The following is an 18,161-nucleotide window of genomic DNA, read 5'->3' as shown; positions in this document are numbered from 1 at the left end:
TATTTTTCTAACTTAATTTTACAATTCGCGTTGTTAAATAAAAAGCAAAAAATTCAAATTTTTTTAAGCCAAAATAAAAAAACGTTGATTTATCAACGTTTTTCACAGTATCTATTAGTCTCAACCATACATATATGGAGACGGCGGGAGTCGAACCCGCGTCCAAACACATCGCCACTTAAAAATCTACGTTCATAGTCAACTCATTTGAGGCTTCGCTTTACAGCTTGCCGAGTGACAGGCATTCTGTATCGCTAGTCTGATACTCTCTTTTTCAACTTACAGACGGAAAGTTGAAACGTATCCCACTAAAGTTAGGACCCTTACTCGAGCACATGGGCGATGCCGAGAGGATCTACGCTAACTGTTTTTAGGCAGCTAAAGCGTAAGAGTTGTTTTCGTTTTTAGCAGTTATATTTAACTGTAACGTTTTTACGTAGACGTAACCTACGAAACGCAATTCAAGCTCGACTGTGCCTGTCGAATCCGTAACGTCCCCGTTAGCTAACAAGGGTTACGTGTATTTTTCATACAAAATCAGTATAGCACATCTTGGGATAAATTCAATAAAAAAGCGGATGATACCCCAGTATTTATATAAAACTGGCCCTTTCTTAAGAAAAAATAAGTGATTTTTTTAGAAAGGGTCCAGTTTCGAAAAAATATCCTTAAATCAGATCAAAATGCTTCAATCCGTGGACAATCCCGCCTTCTGTATTTTTCTTTGTGATGAAAGTAGAAAGCTCTTTTAATCCATCATAGGCATTGCCCATAGCGATTTTGTTGTCGCAAGCTTCCAACAAGGCAAAATCATTCGGACCATCACCAAATCCAAAAGTAGGAACTTCTTCTAATTGAAGTTCTTTTTTCAGTCGTTTGACACCTGCGCCTTTTGAGATTCCTTTCTTCACTGTATCAATCGAGTAAGGACCATTCCGATAAAAAGTTAGCTCAGGAAAATGTTCATGATAGTATTCGTCACCCGATTGAGATAAGATAAGTAACATATTTACTGTATTGTCTTTAAAGCCTAGAGGATCTATTTCCGGCACATCTGAATGGATAAAGTCATAAGCATCGATCATTGTTTGGCTATGACCGGTACACCAGATTTTCTGGTCGTTATAGTAAGAAAGTTCGTGCCCATTCAACTGTACATGATCATACATTTTTTGACATTCTTCTGAAGAAAATGTTTGAGAGTAGATTTCTTCACCGTTTACTCGAATGAAAGAACCGTTCATGGTGACCGCAGAAGTAATGCCCGCGTCTTCCATAATCGAGTGGATTTCTGCTTCTGTACGTCCTGTGGCGATGACGGGAAGAACGTTGTTTTCTTTTAATGCGTTCATAGCTTTTGCCACTTCGGGTGTGATTTTTGACTTCGCATCTAGTAATGTTCCATCAAGATCAAAGAAAGTGATTGCACGATAATTTGACACAAATAAAACTCCTTTTTTATTGGAATAAGTTTATCTTAACAAAGAATGAACAAAAGACAAACCTTTCGTGAAGAATTCCTGAACATATTGGTTCAGTCAACAATATAGAGTATACTATAAGAAGAGAATTTAGGAGGGAAAAAATGATTTTTTTCAGTATTGGTATCTTATTCTTAATAATTGGCAGTCTTTTTCGGATTCTGCCCTCAAAAGGAAACCTGCCTTTTTATGGGTACCATTCGCCTCTTGCCGCAAAAACAGACGCTCATTGGCGACTAGCACAAAAGACAAGCGGGAACTGGTTTTTCCTTATGGGCTTACTGATGACATTGATTGGTTATTATTTAAAGATATCTGGACATACGAATTATTTTTTGATCGAAATGCTATTATTGGTATTTCCAATTATGCCCATTTTTATTATGACAGAAAAAAAATTACAGAGATATGACCTGGACACTGGAGGGAACGATAATGAATATTTTAATGATTGAAGATAATCAATCTGTTTCTGAAATGATGCAGATGTTTTTCTTAAATGAAGGTTGGGAAGCAACCTTCAAGTATGATGGAAAAGAAGGGCTTGACGCCTTTTTAGAAAACCCCCAACACTGGGACATGATTACATTGGACTTGAATTTGCCTACAATGGACGGCATGCTAGTAGGAAGAGAAATCCGCAAAGTTTCAAGCACAGTGCCGATTATCATGCTGACAGCTAGAGATTCTGAAAGTGATCAGGTGATCGGCTTGGAGATGGGGGCAGATGATTATGTGACAAAACCTTTCAGTCCGCTGACGCTTATTGCTCGAATGAAAGCTTTACATCGCCGTAGCGAGTTGGCAGAAGCAAGAGAAGAAGCAGCGGTTTCAGATGACCATTTTGATATTGAGACCAGTCATTTCAAGATGAATACGAAAACACGAGAAGCATATCTGGACAATCGGCCCATCGAAGGCTTGACGCCTAAAGAATTCGATCTATTGTTTACTTTAGCAAAAAAACCACGACAAGTATTTTCTCGGGAACAGTTGCTTGAACTAGTCTGGGATTACCAGTATTTTGGTGATGAACGGACAGTAGATGCCCATATCAAGAAATTGCGTCAAAAAATTGAAAAGGTCGGACCACAAGTTATCCAAACTGTTTGGGGAGTCGGCTACAAATTTGATGATTCTGGTGTTGCCTAATGCGTTATTTGTATCAGCAACTCTTAGCTTTTTGCGGAATGGTCGCGTTGATCTTATTGATCGTCGGAGTTTCTTTTACGCAACTGACAAAACAGACGATTGAAGAAAACAATTATCAGCAACTGTTTGGATACGCTGAATCAGTTGAAAAGACAACGCAAACCTATGCCGATACACTTCCGCAGTTTAGTCAAGATCAGGCATTTCAAAATGCATTGCTGCTGACGGAGCAAGTACTGACAGAACAAGATGTGAATTTTATATTCATCGACAAAAATGAACGTGTCATTTATCCGACCAATACAGCATTGCTGAACTTTACCTTAACAACGGATCAATGGAAAAATCTGAGGAGTGGGCGTCAAGAGAAATTCACATCGAATAAAAACATTTTAGGGCAAGCGCAGGCGACCTCTTACGCACTTGTACCATTCAATTTGAATCATGAATTCTATGGAGCACTTGTAGTCAGTCAACCTGCGCGAAATATCGATAACAGTGTTCGTCCAATTACACTGAACCTGTTCAAAGGTTTCATTTTTTCCAGTATTGTGGCGGTCATTGCCAGTTATGCTTTTGCAGCATTCCAAGTCAAGCGGATCAATCGTTTAAGGAATGCGACGAAAGAAGTGACGAATGGCAATTTTGATGTACAGCTTCCCGTACATGATAAAGATGAATTTGATGAGTTAGCAGATGATTTCAATAAAATGACGAATTCACTGAAAGAATCTCAAGCAGAAATCGAAGAACAAGAAAATCGTCGAAGACAATTCATGGCAGATGCTTCCCATGAGATGAGAACACCTCTTACGACAATCAACGGTCTTCTGGAAGGGTTGGAATACAATGCAATCCCTGAGAATCAGCGAGAAAATGCGATTAAATTGATGAAGAATGAAACAGAGCGTCTGATCCGTTTAGTGAATGAAAATTTGGATTATGAAAAAATCCGTACGAATCAAATCAGTATGGTCATAAAAAAATTCAATGGTACAGAAACATTGAGGAATATTGTTGCCCAGTTAGAAGCTAAAGCAGAGGCAGCAGGGGATACGTTGATACTGAAAGCTGATGATGATATCGATGTTTACGCTGATTATGACCGTTTTGTCCAAATCATGGTCAATATTATTCAAAACGCGATACAATTTACCGAAAACGGCCAAATCATGGTCACCCTGGAAAAAGGTTATCTTGAAACGATCATCACGATCGAAGATACGGGAATTGGAATGTCTGAACAACAAATGAAAAGTATCTGGGATCGCTATTATAAAGTAGATCCTTCAAGAAAAAATACAAAATATGGTGAATCAGGATTAGGTTTACCAATCGTGCAACAGCTTGTTCGCCTGCATAAAGGAAAATTAGAAGTAGAAAGCGAACTGGGAAAAGGAACGAAATTCACTGTTCGTTTGCCTGACGTAGAAATCAAAGAAGAGTAAAAAAACAAGTGATATAAAAGATCATGAATCGATCTTCTATATCGCTTGTTTTCTTATAATAAAATGACTGATTTAACCCGCAGGCTCTAAACGATCAATGTAAGGACTTTGAGCAATAGTAGCGTCATGCGTAAAGAGTAAAATACCTTGATTTTCTTCATGAGCTAAATAAGAAAGCAAGTGGAGCAGTTCTTGGATCTCCAATATACTAAGTTCATCAAAGGTGTCTTCAATAACAATATTGTTTCGTTTGGAAAGCAACGCATGAAGCAATTGAAGCTTTACTTTCTCAAAAGGCGTAAGCTCAGTCGCCGCACAATTAAGTAATGAAGAAGAGATATCAAGTTTTTCTTGATAGGCTAAACGATCTTGTTTGATTCCCTTTTCTGGTAAATCTAACAGTACATGGTCTTTGAGCTTTAGGTAAGGAAACATTGGCCAATCTTTTTGAACGATGGCGAAATTTTCCAGATTAGCAACTAGAACTTCTTTTTTTAAGTGCTCTAATATCTTATCCTGTTTTTCGAGGGGACACAAGATAACGGTCAAATGGTCAGCGTTAATCAAATATTCAGGTTTCATTACGTTTAGGCCTCCTGCTTTGCAAGTGATGGATAAAAAAAGTGAATGGGAATAGGCTGAGAATCAGACAGCACCCGCTAAGTCCAACAAGTGTTTGGGCAAAGCCTCTAAGAATATCTGTGAAAAACAGATCATTTTGAAAATCAATAGTAAAGAAAGTCTGCTGATCCATCGGAATCGTAAGTCCGCTTACTGAAGTCAAGATATCACGGATATCTGGCAGCTCAGCAGTCTTTAAGACAAGAAAATTGATCCTTTGAAGCAGTGTTTCATAAACCGACTGGAAGCTGACGATCCACAATAAAACCAAGATACAACAAAGAAAGAGAGGAAAGAACAGCTGCCAAAAAATAAAAAGGAACAGTTTGGCTTTAGAAAGACCAGTCAGGCGCCAATTCATCAATTCTTGCTGGTTTTGCCTGAGTGAATAGTAAAAGAAAAAGATAAAAAAGAAGGCAAACAGAAAAAATAAACTGAATATGCCTTTTAGATAAAATCGGCTAGCTAATTCTAAAGCCGGAAGAAGAGCCGTAGATGCAGAAGCACCGATAAATGAAAGCCGATCTTGGACTTGATTCGCTAAAGCCGATTGCAAATGGTAAAGAGTCAGGCATGCTATCAATAAAAAAGCAGAAAAGCTTGAAAATAAACAATAGAGTATTGTCTGCTTTTTGTAATAAATTAATCGAGCAGTAGCATAGCGGATCATTTTCATACTTTTCACCTCTATAAAAAGTATAAAAAATGAATATGAATAAAGTATGAAATTCCTTTAGTAAAATCACGAATTAAAACCAAAACCAGGAAACCTCTTGCAAAAAGCAAGAGGTTTTGAAAAAAGAGCTGCGACAAGATATTTGTCACAGCTCCTTTCAGATTTGTTTTGTCATTCGGAAGAACTTGTGGTCGTTCCGTGAAGTTCTTGATACGTTTGAGTTTTATAAAGATCAACAGTTGATTGTCCGTTGTGTTGACTAAAGACACTAGTTGATTTGTGACCTAGAGATTTTTCAGCTTCTTTTAATTTCTCTAAGCCATTCTTGTAGTCATAATCACTGGTATCAATTGGGTCTAATCCACTATTCGTATAGAACCGAAGAAGATCACCGTTATTGATTTGATCAGAAACAGCTAACTGTTTATCAACTTTTTCTTTGAGTGAATCAATTTCATTTTGTACTTCCTCAGTAGGTTCAGTAATGGCCTCACCAGTTTCGTTACTGTAGATGGTACCACCGTAGTAAGTATATTTTGGAGTAACAAAATCGCCATCACGGAAAGAAACAAGCTGTTCATGATCTTTCGAGAATAGATCTTGTCCTAACTGAATATAATTTTTTGTATCTACACCTAGTAAATGGAGCAGCGTAGGCAAAGCATCAACTTGGCCGCCATAAGTGTGATTGATCCCGCCTTGTGTTTGTCCAGGAATATGAATCATATAAGGGACACGCTGCATTTGTGCATTGTCATAATTAGTCCAAGTAGAACTCGTTTTTCCAACTAGTTCAGCTAGATTTTTATTTCTAGAATTCGAGACACCATAATGGTCACCGTAAAGAACGATAACTGAATTATCATACAAGCCGCTTTCTTTCAAATAGTTGAAGAATTCTTGTACGGCAGTGTCTAAATAATTAGCTGTCGCGAAGTAACCGTTAATCGTTTCATCGTTTGTATTGGCTAACGGGAATCCAGCTTCGTCATTGGTGAATTTCGAATAAGGATAATGGTTAGATACAGCAATGAATTTTGAATAAAATGGTTGTTGCAGACGTTCCAAGTATTGTACAGATTGTTGGAAAAATGGTTTATCATGCAAACCGTATTGGAACGAATTGTCATCATTAACGTCATAATAAGAAGAATCGAAGAAATAATCATATCCTAAATTCTTATAGGTCTCGTTTCGATTCCAGAATGTGCCGGCGTTCCCATGGAACACTGCACTTGTGTAGCCTTCTGTTTGACTTAAAATATCAGGTGCAGCTTGGAAAGTATTTTTTCCGCCTAATTGTGTGAACAAGGAGCCTTGATTCAAGCCAAACAATGAATTTTCCATCAGCGTTTCCGCATCACTTGTTTTTCCTGCTTTTACTTGATGGAAAAAGTTGTCAAAACTGAACGTGCTATTGCTGTGATAAAGACTATTGATGAAAGGGGTAACTTCATGTTGGACACCATTCTCATCTGTCAATTTATAATCGATCAAGAATTGTTGGAAGCTTTCTAAATGGATATAAATCACATTTTTTCCTTTAGCAAGTCCAAACAAATCATCATTTGGTGCTGCGTAATGTTCTTTTACATAATTTTCTACTTCTTTCATATCATTGGGGCTTGCTTCTGCCCGCACTTGGTTTGTCTGGTAAGTTTGAACGCCGTCGTAAACCATGAAAGCATTCAAGCCAAGATATTTGACCAAATAATCCCGAGAGAATGTACGAGTCAATAATTCTGGACGATCAGCTTCCGCCATAAAAAGATTTCCTGAGAAAATCATAACGGCTAATGTAGAGATTGCAAAAGCCATTCTTGCTCGAATCGGACGAGGGTCCAACTTGATTTTTTTGGCGATCAGTAGGACAGTCAAGATAATGAAATCGATCCAATAGATCACGTCATATGGGCGAAACAGTCGAATGGCACTTTCTCCCAGACCACTTGCTACTTTCCCAGCACCTAAAATCGTGTTGATCGTAATGAAGTCCGTGAATTCTCGATAATAAGTGACATTCGAAAAAACAAGCAACGTCAAAAGAAAATAAATGACCATTATCGTGATATAAGCAACTCTAGGGCGTCTGATATAAAGAGCAATTCCAAGTAATAACAGTGTAGTTGCAATAGGATTGATAAATAAGATAAAGTATTGAATGCCACTTTCAATTCCGAGATGGAAATCAACCAAATAGGCAAAAATCGTTTTCAACCAAAGTAAAACGACTAGTAAAGAAAAAAATCCGAGCCTCTTATTCAAAAAGGCAGGTGTTTTTATATATTTCAAGATAATCTTCCTTTCTGCACTTCTTAATCACAGAAGTGCCATGAAACCATGTTACACAGCTCACTTATTCTCATTTATTTTACTAGTATGACAATATAGTGTCAATTGAAACCAGAACTTTGTGCTGTTTCATTAAGGTTTTCTTTAAGCTTGATGAAAAAGAAGCAGTAAGACAAGACCTATGTTTTTTGTTATACTTGAGAAGAGAAAGCTAAAGCAGGTGAAGGAATGAAAGTACAAGTAAAAAAAAGAGCAAGCAGTCGATTGAAAAAAGGCTATCCATTGATCCAAAAAGAAGACCTTGCACATCCTCAAAAAGAAACCACGCAATGGGTGGAATTAGTTGATCCGCAAAATCAATTTATCGCAAAAGGATATTTAGGAAAGCAGAATAAAGGGATCGGTTGGGTACTGAGCCAGCAGGATATCCCATTTGATCAATCATTTTTTGAAGAACTTTTTGTGAAGTCAAAAGAAAAAAGAACTTTCTTTTTTTCAGATGATTCTACTACCGCTTTTCGTATATTCAATGGAGAAGGAGACGGAATCGGCGGTCTGATTATTGATTATTATGCAGGTTATGCTGTTTTTTCTTGGTATAACGAGACGTTATATACACATCGTGAATTATTGATTCAAGCTTTTCGTGAAATCTATCCGGAAATCATCGGTGGATATGAGAAAATTCGTTTTGAATCAGTGAATCTGCCTGAGAGCCAGTTCATTTACGGAAAAGAGGCACCGGAGCCCTTGATCGTAAAAGAAAACGGAATAAAATTTGCCGTTTATTTAAATGAAGGATTAATGACTGGTATCTTTCTAGACCAAAAAGAAGTACGGGGATCATTGGCAGAAGGTTTCGCTTCTGGGAAAACAGTTTTGAACATGTTTAGTTATACCGGCGCCTTTTCTGTTGCTGCCGCAATGGGAGGGGCAATCGAAACGACAAGTGTCGATCTAGCAAAACGCAGTTTGAAAAAAACACAAGAACAGTTTGAAGTGAATGGCCTGGATGTCGATCAGCAAAAAATCATTGTTATGGACGTATTCGAGTATTTCAAATACGCAAAAAGAAAACAATTTTTATATGACATGATTGTGTTGGATCCACCAAGTTTTGCCAGAAACAAGAAAAAAGTCTTTCGCGTAGCAAAAGATTATGGGGAACTGGTCAAGGATAGTCTGGATATTTTAGCAGAAAATGGGATACTTATTGCGTCTACAAATGCTGCAAATGTCTCGATCGAACAATTCCAAACAATGATCGAAGAGGAATTCCATGCCAAGAATGTTTCTTTTGAACAACTTGCTTTATATCGTTTGCCAAAAGATTTCCAGACGACGGATACCTTTTTAGAAGGTAATTATCTGAAAGTGTTTGTTTATCAAATTAAAAATAACCATTAGAAGGAGCGATGCAGAGTGGTTCGGATAAAGGGATTGAATATAGGAAGCGGTAGACCAAAGATTTGTGCGCCTCTTATCGGAGCCGTCCGAGAGGAAGTATTACGTGAAGCAGTTCTTGCACGTGAAGCAGGGGCCGACTTAGTAGAATGGCGAGTCGATCATTATCGTAAGGTTTTTTCTTTTGATGAAGTTGCAGAAACATTGGTTCTTATCCATGAGATGCTTGATGGACTGCCGTTATTATTTACGTTTCGTACCTTAGCTGAAGGCGGAGAACAAGACATTTCGATCCGTCAGTATCGCGACCTCTATGAACATGTGATACACACAGGATTAGTAGATATGGTCGATATCGAGTTGTTCAAAGTAGAAAGTCTAGGAAAAGGACTGATAGAGGAAATCAAGTCTTTAAATATTCCTTTAATTATCAGTAGTCATGATTTTAAAGAAACACCAACTGACCCTGTCTTGCTTTACCGACTGAATGTCATGGAACATTTTGGCGCTGATATCGGAAAGTTGGCAGTGACTCCCAATAATGAACGAGATGTTTTGCGGTTGATGGAGTTGACTAGACGGGCAAATGCTTTTGTCTCCATGCCTATCATTACGATGTCTATGGGCGATCTGGGAAAAATTTCTCGTCTGGCTGGCGGAACGACAGGATCCGTCATGACGTTTGGTTCCTTAAGCAATGCTTCTGCTCCAGGACAATTACCGGTCAAAGCATTGAAGCAAATTATCCAATTATTAAATGAACCGTTGTAGAACAAGTTTGAGGTGATATTTTTTGGCAAAGAAAAAAATAGTAAAAACGAATGCGATCCGTATGGTCGAACAAAAAAAGATTCCCTATACAGAACACGAATATGAATGGGACGAAAACCACCTAAGTGCGTCCTCTGTCGCAGAACAGCTCCCAGAGAGCCAATCTCGTATATTTAAAACACTGGTTGCTGTGGGCAATGTGACGGGGCCTCTTGTTGCTGTGATACCAGGAGAAGCCGAATTGAATCTAAAAAAATTAGCAAAAGTTTCAGGGAATAAAAAAGTAGAAATGCTTCATTTGAAAGATTTGGAAGCAACGACCGGATACATACGTGGTGGCTGCTCGCCTATAGGAATGAAAAAACTGTTTCCTACTTATTTAGATCAAATCGCAGAAAACTATGATCAAATCATTGTATCAGCTGGCAGAAGAGGGCTACAGATGGAATTAGCTCCTCAAGATATCTGTGCATTAACGAGCGGACAATTTGCAGATATAAAACAATAAATCATACGTATAAAAGAAAGAAGGAGGCCGGGATGTTGTTTGCCCAGTCTCCTTCTTTCTTTTTTATACATTATGCTCTTTGCCCAGCATTCCTTCCTGCTACATGTCCTGTAGCGAAAGCCGCTGTGATATTAAAGCCACCAGTATAACCATTGACATCCAGTAATTCTCCGGCAAAATACAGACCATCAATGATTTTACTCTCCAACGTTTTAGGATGAATTTCCTTTAGAGAAACCCCTCCGCCAGTTACAAATGATTTCTCAATAGGAAAAGTCTTGTTGATTGATAGCTTAAACTCTTTGCATAATTGAACGAAATCTTGAATTTGTTTTTGAGAGGCTTGTTGTCCTGTTAGGCTATCCATTTCAAGCCGCTCAAGAAAGAAAACCAACAATCGCTCAGGTAATAGACCATGCCAAGCATTTACTAAGTTCTTTTTGGTGGCTTTACTTTTTTCTGTCAATAAATGAATAAGCTCTTGTTTGGTTTGTGTAGGAAAACAATCCAGAGAAAGTGTCACTGGTTCTCCCGTTTTCTCTAATTCTTTATTGACGAAACTTGAACAACGCAGTGCAGCCGGACCAGAAATACCGAAATGGGTGAAAAGTAAATCCATCGTATGTTCAGTCAATACACGGCCTTTTTTATTTAGAACACGTAAAGTGATGTCCTGTAAAGAAAGCCCTTGAAGTGTTTTCTCCTGAATATACGGTTCATCCGATATCAAGGGGGACTCTGTCGCATACAGAGGCGTCACCGTGTGACCCACTCGCTTCACGATCTTGTACCCATCTCCAGTAGAACCAGTAGAGGGATAAGTCCGCCCACCAGTTGTTAAGATAACGGCAGGAGCATGGAACTCTTCGAATTCCGTGCGTATACCGTAAATTTTATGTTCTTTGTGGATCAATTTCTCTACTCGAGTAGAGAATAGGATCGTCACATCTAGTTCTTTCAGACGATTAAGTAATGCTTCGATAATCGTTTTTGATTTATTTGTCACAGGAAACATCCGTCCATGATCCTCTTCTTTTAAATGTACGCCTTGTGATTCAAAGAAGTTCATGATATCGAAATTATTCCATTGCGCAAATGTACTATATAAAAAATTTCCATTTCCAGGAATATGTGCGATTAAATCATCAACAGGACGATTATTCGTGACGTTGCACCGACCACCACCTGTCATCAGTAGTTTTTTTCCTGCTTTTTTGTTTTTTTCGATCAAAAGTACGCGTGCGCCTTGTTCAGCTGCACTGATCGCTGCCATCATCCCACTTGTTCCAGCGCCGACTACGATCACATCATACAGTTTTTCCATTCCCTCACCTCAAGGAAAGTGTAGCATATTTGAAGAAAGAAAACAGAAAAAAATGTTTTGAGCCAAAAGAGAAAATGAGCTAAAATGAGGGAAGATAAGCAAAGGAGCGTGGAACGATGACAAACGCAACAGAATATGTTCAAGCAATTCAAGAAAAGCTACATCAAAAGGATCAAGGACAAGAAGAATTTTTGCAAGCAATCGATGAATTCATGCCCACAGTGATGTCTTTTTTGGACACTCATCCCGAATATATCGAAAAGAATATTTTAGAACTTTTAACAGAACCAGAAAGAATTATTCAATTTCGAGTACCTTGGCAAGATGATAAAGGAAACTGGCGAGTAAATAGAGGCTACCGTATCCAATACAATTCAGCTATCGGCCCTTATAAAGGTGGATTACGCTTTCATCCCAGTGTCAACCTAAGTATCTTGAAATTTTTGGCTTTTGAACAGATTTTCAAGAATAGTTTAACTGGTCTGCCAATCGGCGGAGGAAAAGGTGGGAGTGATTTCGATCCTAAAGGGAAATCTGATAATGAAATCATGCGTTTTTGTCAAAGTTTCATGTTGGAATTGTCAAAACATATTGGGCCATCAATTGATGTTCCTGCAGGAGATATCGGTGTAGGAGCTAGAGAGATCGGTTATTTGTTTGGCGAATATAAACGATTGAAAAAATATGATACTGGTGTGTTGACAGGTAAACCTCTGGATTTTTGGGGAAGTAAGATACGTACAGAAGCGACTGGATATGGATTGGTCTATTATGTCAAACATCTATTGAACGAAGAAAAAGATTCATTTGATCAAAAAACAGTTTTTGTTTCCGGAAGCGGGAATGTAGCCATTTATGCAATCGAAAAAGTGCAAGAACTTGGTGGAAAAGTGGTTACATGTTCAGATTCTAGCGGGTACATCTATGATCCAGAAGGAATAGACGTGTCACTATTGAAAGAAATCAAAGAAATCAAGCGCCAACGTTTAACAGAATACGCGAACCAACGTCCTTCTGCTGTTTATCATGCTGGAGAATCTGTTTGGACATTGAAAGAAAAGGCGGATATCGCTTTGCCATGTGCCACTCAAAACGAAATAGACGAAAGCTTGGCTGAAATCTTAGTAGAAAATGGGATCAAAATCGTAGCAGAGGGCGCTAATATGCCATGTACAGTAAAAGCTGTTTCTGTTCTTCATGAAGCAGATGTGTGGTATTGTCCAGGAAAAGCTGCTAATGCTGGAGGAGTGGCAGTATCTGCTTTAGAAATGAGTCAGAACGCCCAACGATTGACTTGGGAAAGAGAACAAGTGGATGAGCAACTGGATCAAATCATGGAAAAGATTTACCATACGTGTCGCCAAACAGCTGCTGAGTATGGTGACGAAAAAAATCTGCTTCTTGGAGCAAATGTTGCTGGATTTGAAAAAGTTGCCAAAGCAATGGCAGCAGAAGGTTTAGTTTAAAAAATGAAACTTTCTTGGAAATATTGTCAGCATTTTGTTTATTTGCTTGAAAAATAATAAAAAAAAACGTAAAGTATTACCTGTAGAGTAAACTTATAAGGAGGAGAACAAATGGCACACATTCATTTTGACTATTCAAAAGTAGCACCGTTTGTCAATGAACATGAGTTAGGGTACATGCAAAGCCAAGTAACAGCAGCCCACAACGAATTACGGGAAGGAACTGGCGCAGGAAGCGACTTCCGCGGTTGGATCGATTTACCAACGAACTATGACAAAGAAGAATTTGCACGTATCAAAGAAGCAGCTAAAAAAATCCAATCTGATTCTGAAGTATTAGTTGTTATCGGTATCGGTGGTTCTTATTTAGGCGCTCGTGCAGCAATCGACTTCTTGAATCACGCATTCTTCAATCTATTAGATAGCGACACACGCAAAGCACCACAAATCTTCTTTGCCGGAAATTCAATCAGCTCAACATATATCGCTGATTTGATCGAAGTAATCGGTGATCGCGACTTTTCAGTAAACGTTATTTCAAAATCTGGAACAACTACTGAACCAGCGATTGCTTTCCGTGTATTCAAAGAGCTTCTTGTTAAGAAATACGGACAAGAAGAAGCAAACAAACGTATCTACGCTACAACAGATAAAGCAAAAGGTGCAGTTAAAGTAGAAGCAGATGCAGAAGGTTGGGAAACTTTCGTGATTCCTGATGATATCGGCGGACGTTTCTCTGTATTGACTGCTGTTGGTTTGTTACCAATCGCTGTTAGTGGAGCAGATATCGACGCATTGATGCAAGGAGCTGCTGATGCAAGCAAAGCTTATTCAAGCGACAAACTAGAAGAAAACGAAGCTTACCAATACGCAGCAATGCGCAACATTCTTTACCGTAAAGGCAAAGTAACTGAGTTATTGATCAATTATGAACCAGGAATGCAATACTTCTCAGAATGGTGGAAGCAATTGTATGGCGAATCTGAAGGAAAAGACCAAAAAGGCATCTATCCTTCAAGCGCAAACTTCTCAACTGATTTGCACTCTTTAGGACAATTCATCCAAGAAGGACGCCGCAACATTTTTGAAACAGTTGTGAAAGTTGAAAAACCTCGTAAATCAATCACGATTCCTGAACAAGCAGAAGACTTAGACGGTCTAGGCTACTTGCAAGGAAAAGAAGTGGACTTCGTAAATACAAAAGCATTTGAAGGAACATTGCTTGCTCATACAGACGGTGACGTACCTAACTTGCTAGTCAAAATTCCAGAAATGGATGCTTACACATTGGGTTACACAATGTACTTCTTTGAAATTGCTGTAGGTATTTCAGGTTACTTGAATGGCATCAACCCATTCGACCAACCAGGTGTAGAAGCTTACAAGAAAAACATGTTCGCACTTCTAGGCAAACCAGGCTTTGAAGACCTTGCTAAAGAATTGAACGAACGCCTGTAAGATAAGGGGTTTTTCGCTAGATTTAAATAATCAGTGATAGAAACATGTTCGCTTCTAAATAAAATTAGTGATAGTTTTAGTGATAGTGAACTTAAAAAAAGCACTCAATTTGAGTGCTTTTTTATTTGCTCTTCTATATAGTTTTCTAGTTGATTCATTGATCTTTTTTTCACTTCGGGAGAAATATGGGCATAGACTTGTGTAGTAGAAACATCTTTATGACCTAAAAAATCTTTGATATCTTCTAAAGGTATTCCTGCTTGTCTCGTTCTAGCTGCAAAAGTATGTCTACCATCATGCACAGTTATGTGGGGGAGACTGGCACGTTTTTCAATTCTATGAGAAGCACCGTTAACGGTTCGATCTCTTATTGGAATACCTTTATTTTTACCGTAAGTATTTATAAAAATAAATGCTTCGTGGTCATCTGTTTCAGGTAAAAAACCAAATTCTTTTATTACTTGATTTCTTAAAGTCAATAAGGCTTTCTTTACTCGTTTTGTCATAGGCAATGATCGTGTACCAGATGGGGTTTTTGTGTCATCTGTAATAATCAAACCTTTGTTAGGTCCTTTTTCAGCAGCCCCAAGTCGTTCACGATTAATATTAAGTGTATTCTGAGAAAAATCAATATCAGCCCATTGAAGCCCTAAAGCTTCTGATTTTCGCAATCCTTGATCAAATATAATAAGAAAAAAGGGATACCATATAAATGATTTTTCTTTTTTGGCAAATTCGAGAAATAGTTCAGATTGATCAAAAGTATAATATTTAACTTTCTTTTTATCAGATGGATTTCTTGGAAACTCAACAAAACTAGTAGGGTTATTCTTTATATATCCTAACTGAATAGCTTTTTTGAAAGCATTGCTAAGAGTGGCGTTAATACTTTTGGCTGTTGTTACTGAGAGACCTTCCTTAGTTCTCCCCAAACCCTTTTTAGTAAGTAACTGATTGATGAATCTTTGATGATCAGCTCTAGTATATTTATCTAGTTTATATTTTCCAATATATGGATTGATGTACATTTTTATATTTGCTCTGTGAACAATTCTTGTTCCTTCTTTAACATTCATTTTATAGTTATTAATCCAATCGTCCATAAACTTTTCTATAGTCAAATTTTTAGGGTTTTTTTGTGTATATTCTTCCGAAGCTATTTCGCCTTCGACAATTTTTGCGAATCTTTCTGCTTCTTCATGACTTTTAAACCCTTTTTTATGAATCTTTTTCTGTAGCTTAGTACCAGGATCAATTCCATTTGATATATAGACTTCATAACGATATTCTTTTGATTTTTTTAAATAGTACTTTTTAATGGAAGCCATTAAAACCAATCCTTTCGTATTTCATTCCTAATAATAAGAATATTTTAGGGGAGGTATGTTATTTGAACGAATATTTAGAAAATCGTCGTATTAGCAGAGTTTTTATACGAACTTATGTTCTTTTGCGTTTAAAAAGAAAAGCCCGAAGGCCAGTCTTTATTGTAAATTTAAGTTAATATCATATGTGTGATACGAGTTTTCATCATCATAATTATCAGTTTCATAGCTAGAATCAATCTTCAATCGAAGAGATTTGATTGAAGATGCAACAGGAAGTTTTGATAAAGGATAGATGCCCCAACCATCTTTTTTTGTTCCTTTCATGAAGTCACCATCCCATGAATCATAATTAAAGACTCCGCCATCATCAACTTGCTCACCATAGTCAGTTACAATTGTGGCTTGATTAGGGTATATAGATACATCTTGTTGTGTATTATCTATGTTGTAATGCACGGCTACAAAACCATTGTATTGATTATCTGAATAGTCTTTGATATCAGTAGTTTTCACAACTGAGACCCGATCGATATTTAGGTTAACACCCGCCCAAGAATTATCATTAAAATTGGTTGAATAATCTTGTTTACCTTGTACTTCTATGGATTCTCCATCAGGTACATTATCAGCTATTTTTCCGAAATCTGAATCATTTGATAGAAGATTAGTCTTTTTTTCCACAGAGCTACTGAATTCAAGAGAAACCATTGTAGAGCTCGCAGTGGTTGTTTCTTTAGGCGTATCAGAATTTGAATTACTATTTCCACATGCTCCTAGTACAATACTAGAGAACAGAATTAATCCTAACCCAACTATTTTTTTCATTTCTTCCTCCATAACAATAAAAATATATTTACTCCCACTTAAAGGCAGGTAGTGATAGTCGCCAATTAAATTAAAAATCTATATGAATTTTTAGGAAGTCCATACAAATTTGTTAAATCTTCAATTTTTCTAGGGTATTGATCATTATCTTCTTTATAAAGAGAAATAATAAGATTGGCGGCAAAGCAATTCGCTTCGCTTTCTGATTTGCTTCTGGAGGATCGAGTAGAGACATAATAACTAGATAAACCTTGATGAAAAATTGCGTGACCTAGTTCGTGAGCACAAATATAGAACCGTTCTTCAGAATACTTTAGTTCGTGATTTAGAAGAATAACCGAACGCCCTAACAGTTCTTGAAATTGTCCCTTTGGATTATTCAAAAAAGGAACATACCTAATCTGAATATCCATTTTTTCGCAAATAGTAAAGGGATTAGCTGAATTATATTTTTGCTTCAGCTTGCCAACTAGACTAATTACGTCCATCTCCATAGAAAATCACTTCTCTTTACTTTTGTCTTCTTTTCTAAATTCCCAAAATAGACCTGTCAAAACATCTTTTACCCGTTGTTTCTCTTCATCTGTTAATGTTTCACCACCATAAGCCATGTTAACGTTGGAATCGAGCATTTTATCTAATTCAATTAAATCATTTTCATCGGCCCATTTTGGCGTTTTATTTCTTCCTAATAAATAATCAGTAGTAACATCAAAAATATTAGCTAAAGATTGAAGAATAGAAAAGTCAGGCTCTCTCTTTCCACTTTCATAGGCTGTATAAGCAGGGCGAGTAATTCCTAACTTATCAGCAACTTCTTGTTGCGTCATTTTCTTTGAAAGCCTCAATTCTTTGATTTTTTCTGGAAACATTTCGACACCCACTTTCTATATAAATGGTAACACGCTGTTACGTATAAATGAATCTAAAAACAAGTAACCTTTTGTTACTTTTTGCATTGGCAAGTAACTATGTGTTACTTATAATGTATTTGTAACGAAATGACACTTAAATAGGAGGTATATGATGAGGAAATGGCTAATTGAAAAAAGAGAGCGACAAAATCTAACTCAAGAAAAAGTAGCTAAAAGATCAGGAATTCAGCGTTCTTATTATAGTATGATTGAGAGTGGCAAAAGAAGTCCTAGTCCATTTGTAGCTATGAAAATTGCCACTGTTTTATCCTTTGATTGGACTATTTTTTTTAATCAACAAAGTAACAAAGTGACACATGGAGAGGTGATCAAATGAAAAAGAACGATAAGGATTTTCTTGAAGATAAATTTTGTACGATTGTTTTGCCAATATTACTTTCTATTATTGTTTCAATTGTCTACAAATTATTAGTTAACTAAGAAAGGAGTGCTTTTCATGTCACGACAAGAAAAAATAAACATCGTACTTGAT

Annotated in this window: 18 protein-coding genes and 1 other RNA gene; 9 read left to right on the top strand and 10 right to left on the bottom strand. The window is 37.3% G+C overall.

Annotation, left to right across the window (positions count from 1 at the left end; all coding sequences use genetic code 11):
- Window positions 1-132: 132 nt before the first annotated feature.
- Together ssrA and HMPREF2731_RS04475 are read right to left on the bottom strand one after the other, a co-directional pair.
- Window positions 133-499, bottom strand: a transfer-messenger RNA (tmRNA) gene (ssrA, locus tag HMPREF2731_RS04480).
- Between the two features lie 169 nt (window positions 500-668).
- Entirely contained in the window at window positions 669-1,442 is a 774-nt protein-coding gene (locus tag HMPREF2731_RS04475; RefSeq protein WP_070872409.1) for a Cof-type HAD-IIB family hydrolase, read from the bottom strand.
- A 143-nt stretch (window positions 1,443-1,585) separates the two neighbouring features.
- On the opposite strand from HMPREF2731_RS04475, the gene HMPREF2731_RS04470 reads away from it, so the two are divergent.
- Genes HMPREF2731_RS04470 through HMPREF2731_RS04460 form a run of 3 tightly spaced genes read left to right on the top strand, consistent with a single transcriptional unit; the run spans window position 1,586 to window position 4,081 of the window.
- Window positions 1,586-1,936 (top strand): SdpI family protein, encoded by a 351-nt coding sequence (locus HMPREF2731_RS04470; protein WP_070872406.1) that lies wholly within the window; start codon window positions 1,586-1,588, stop codon window positions 1,934-1,936.
- Window positions 1,917-2,633, top strand: a complete 717-nt coding sequence (locus tag HMPREF2731_RS04465) for a response regulator transcription factor (RefSeq protein WP_002290404.1) — start codon at window positions 1,917-1,919, stop codon at window positions 2,631-2,633. The genes HMPREF2731_RS04470 and HMPREF2731_RS04465 overlap by 20 nt, the downstream gene beginning before the upstream one ends.
- Window positions 2,633-4,081 carry a sensor histidine kinase gene (locus HMPREF2731_RS04460; RefSeq protein WP_070872405.1) on the top strand — a complete coding sequence of 483 codons (1,449 nt, stop codon included), beginning with the start codon at window positions 2,633-2,635 and terminating at the stop codon, window positions 4,079-4,081. The genes HMPREF2731_RS04465 and HMPREF2731_RS04460 overlap by 1 nt, the downstream gene beginning before the upstream one ends.
- Window positions 4,082-4,153: 72 nt before the next feature.
- Here the strand turns inward: HMPREF2731_RS04460 and HMPREF2731_RS04455 are convergent, their stop codons facing one another.
- From HMPREF2731_RS04455 to HMPREF2731_RS04445, 3 genes are all read right to left on the bottom strand, one after another.
- Window positions 4,154-4,663: a hypothetical protein gene (locus tag HMPREF2731_RS04455; RefSeq protein ID WP_002308814.1), complete on the bottom strand. Its 510-nt coding sequence runs from the start codon at window positions 4,661-4,663 to the stop codon at window positions 4,154-4,156.
- Window positions 4,653-5,378 (bottom strand): FtsX-like permease family protein, encoded by a 726-nt coding sequence (locus HMPREF2731_RS04450; protein WP_002316381.1) that lies wholly within the window; start codon window positions 5,376-5,378, stop codon window positions 4,653-4,655. The genes HMPREF2731_RS04455 and HMPREF2731_RS04450 overlap by 11 nt, the downstream gene beginning before the upstream one ends.
- Window positions 5,379-5,549: 171 nt before the next feature.
- A complete protein-coding gene (locus HMPREF2731_RS04445; protein WP_070872403.1) occupies window positions 5,550-7,670 on the bottom strand; it encodes an LTA synthase family protein in 2,121 nt (706 codons plus the stop codon).
- 228 nt (window positions 7,671-7,898) lie between these two features.
- On the opposite strand from HMPREF2731_RS04445, the gene HMPREF2731_RS04440 reads away from it, so the two are divergent.
- Genes HMPREF2731_RS04440 through ybaK form a run of 3 tightly spaced genes read left to right on the top strand, consistent with a single transcriptional unit; the run spans window position 7,899 to window position 10,353 of the window.
- Window positions 7,899-9,077, top strand: coding sequence for a class I SAM-dependent rRNA methyltransferase (locus tag HMPREF2731_RS04440; protein WP_002308823.1), 1,179 nt, complete (start codon window positions 7,899-7,901; stop codon window positions 9,075-9,077).
- 15 nt (window positions 9,078-9,092) lie between these two features.
- Window positions 9,093-9,845, top strand: coding sequence for a type I 3-dehydroquinate dehydratase (gene aroD / locus HMPREF2731_RS04435; RefSeq protein WP_002313585.1), 753 nt, complete (start codon window positions 9,093-9,095; stop codon window positions 9,843-9,845).
- A 22-nt stretch (window positions 9,846-9,867) separates the two neighbouring features.
- Entirely contained in the window at window positions 9,868-10,353 is a 486-nt protein-coding gene (gene ybaK, locus HMPREF2731_RS04430) for a Cys-tRNA(Pro) deacylase (protein ID WP_002290411.1), read from the top strand.
- 70 nt (window positions 10,354-10,423) lie between these two features.
- Here the strand turns inward: ybaK and HMPREF2731_RS04425 are convergent, their stop codons facing one another.
- A complete protein-coding gene (locus HMPREF2731_RS04425; protein WP_002308827.1) occupies window positions 10,424-11,677 on the bottom strand; it encodes a BaiN/RdsA family NAD(P)/FAD-dependent oxidoreductase in 1,254 nt (417 codons plus the stop codon).
- A 116-nt stretch (window positions 11,678-11,793) separates the two neighbouring features.
- Between HMPREF2731_RS04425 and gdhA the strand changes: the two genes are divergently transcribed.
- Window positions 11,794-13,143, top strand: a complete 1,350-nt coding sequence (gene gdhA / locus HMPREF2731_RS04420; RefSeq protein WP_002308828.1) for an NADP-specific glutamate dehydrogenase — start codon at window positions 11,794-11,796, stop codon at window positions 13,141-13,143.
- 111 nt (window positions 13,144-13,254) lie between these two features.
- Window positions 13,255-14,601 (top strand): glucose-6-phosphate isomerase, encoded by a 1,347-nt coding sequence (locus tag HMPREF2731_RS04415; protein ID WP_070872401.1) that lies wholly within the window; start codon window positions 13,255-13,257, stop codon window positions 14,599-14,601.
- A gap of 104 nt (window positions 14,602-14,705) precedes the next feature.
- Here HMPREF2731_RS04415 and HMPREF2731_RS04410 read toward each other — a convergent pair whose 3' ends face one another.
- The 4 genes from HMPREF2731_RS04410 to HMPREF2731_RS04395 all read right to left on the bottom strand — a co-directional run bounded on the left by HMPREF2731_RS04410 (window position 14,706) and on the right by HMPREF2731_RS04395 (window position 17,626).
- The gene (locus tag HMPREF2731_RS04410; protein ID WP_002320150.1) at window positions 14,706-15,929 is read right to left on the bottom strand and encodes a tyrosine-type recombinase/integrase; all 1,224 of its coding nucleotides are present in this window, start codon (window positions 15,927-15,929) and stop codon (window positions 14,706-14,708) included.
- A 156-nt stretch (window positions 15,930-16,085) separates the two neighbouring features.
- Complete coding sequence (locus HMPREF2731_RS04405; protein ID WP_002320149.1) at window positions 16,086-16,754, bottom strand: hypothetical protein; 669 nt, start codon at window positions 16,752-16,754, stop codon at window positions 16,086-16,088.
- A gap of 65 nt (window positions 16,755-16,819) precedes the next feature.
- Complete coding sequence (locus HMPREF2731_RS04400; protein ID WP_002320148.1) at window positions 16,820-17,248, bottom strand: ImmA/IrrE family metallo-endopeptidase; 429 nt, start codon at window positions 17,246-17,248, stop codon at window positions 16,820-16,822.
- Between the two features lie 6 nt (window positions 17,249-17,254).
- Window positions 17,255-17,626: a helix-turn-helix domain-containing protein gene (locus HMPREF2731_RS04395; protein WP_002320147.1), complete on the bottom strand. Its 372-nt coding sequence runs from the start codon at window positions 17,624-17,626 to the stop codon at window positions 17,255-17,257.
- Between the two features lie 154 nt (window positions 17,627-17,780).
- On the opposite strand from HMPREF2731_RS04395, the gene HMPREF2731_RS04390 reads away from it, so the two are divergent.
- Window positions 17,781-18,005: a helix-turn-helix transcriptional regulator gene (locus HMPREF2731_RS04390; protein ID WP_025477224.1), complete on the top strand. Its 225-nt coding sequence runs from the start codon at window positions 17,781-17,783 to the stop codon at window positions 18,003-18,005.
- Window positions 18,006-18,161 lie beyond the last annotated feature (156 nt).

Source organism: Enterococcus sp. HMSC072F02 (genome assembly GCF_001837725.1).
Classification (GTDB): Bacteria; Bacillota; Bacilli; order Lactobacillales; family Enterococcaceae; genus Enterococcus_B; species Enterococcus_B lactis.
The sequence above is the reverse complement of the archived record's forward strand: the minus strand, read 5'-3'. Positions and strand labels throughout refer to the sequence as shown.

What these genes read in the sequence shown, in the direction of transcription:
- HMPREF2731_RS04460 (WP_070872405.1), top strand. Translation starts at nt 2,633, where the DNA reads ATGCGTTATTTGTATCAGCAACTCTTAGCTTTTTGCGGAATGGTCGCG.
- HMPREF2731_RS04450 (WP_002316381.1), bottom strand. Translation starts at nt 5,378, where the DNA reads ATGAAAATGATCCGCTATGCTACTGCTCGATTAATTTATTACAAAAAG.
- HMPREF2731_RS04405 (WP_002320149.1), bottom strand. Translation starts at nt 16,754, where the DNA reads ATGAAAAAAATAGTTGGGTTAGGATTAATTCTGTTCTCTAGTATTGTA.
- HMPREF2731_RS04440 (WP_002308823.1), top strand. Translation starts at nt 7,899, where the DNA reads ATGAAAGTACAAGTAAAAAAAAGAGCAAGCAGTCGATTGAAAAAAGGC.
- HMPREF2731_RS04400 (WP_002320148.1), bottom strand. Translation starts at nt 17,248, where the DNA reads ATGGAGATGGACGTAATTAGTCTAGTTGGCAAGCTGAAGCAAAAATAT.
- HMPREF2731_RS04410 (WP_002320150.1), bottom strand. Translation starts at nt 15,929, where the DNA reads ATGGCTTCCATTAAAAAGTACTATTTAAAAAAATCAAAAGAATATCGT.
- HMPREF2731_RS04415 (WP_070872401.1), top strand. Translation starts at nt 13,255, where the DNA reads ATGGCACACATTCATTTTGACTATTCAAAAGTAGCACCGTTTGTCAAT.
- HMPREF2731_RS04425 (WP_002308827.1), bottom strand. Translation starts at nt 11,677, where the DNA reads ATGGAAAAACTGTATGATGTGATCGTAGTCGGCGCTGGAACAAGTGGG.
- HMPREF2731_RS04455 (WP_002308814.1), bottom strand. Translation starts at nt 4,663, where the DNA reads ATGAAACCTGAATATTTGATTAACGCTGACCATTTGACCGTTATCTTG.
- HMPREF2731_RS04395 (WP_002320147.1), bottom strand. Translation starts at nt 17,626, where the DNA reads ATGTTTCCAGAAAAAATCAAAGAATTGAGGCTTTCAAAGAAAATGACG.
- gdhA (WP_002308828.1), top strand. Translation starts at nt 11,794, where the DNA reads ATGACAAACGCAACAGAATATGTTCAAGCAATTCAAGAAAAGCTACAT.
- HMPREF2731_RS04465 (WP_002290404.1), top strand. Translation starts at nt 1,917, where the DNA reads ATGAATATTTTAATGATTGAAGATAATCAATCTGTTTCTGAAATGATG.
- HMPREF2731_RS04390 (WP_025477224.1), top strand. Translation starts at nt 17,781, where the DNA reads ATGAGGAAATGGCTAATTGAAAAAAGAGAGCGACAAAATCTAACTCAA.
- HMPREF2731_RS04470 (WP_070872406.1), top strand. Translation starts at nt 1,586, where the DNA reads ATGATTTTTTTCAGTATTGGTATCTTATTCTTAATAATTGGCAGTCTT.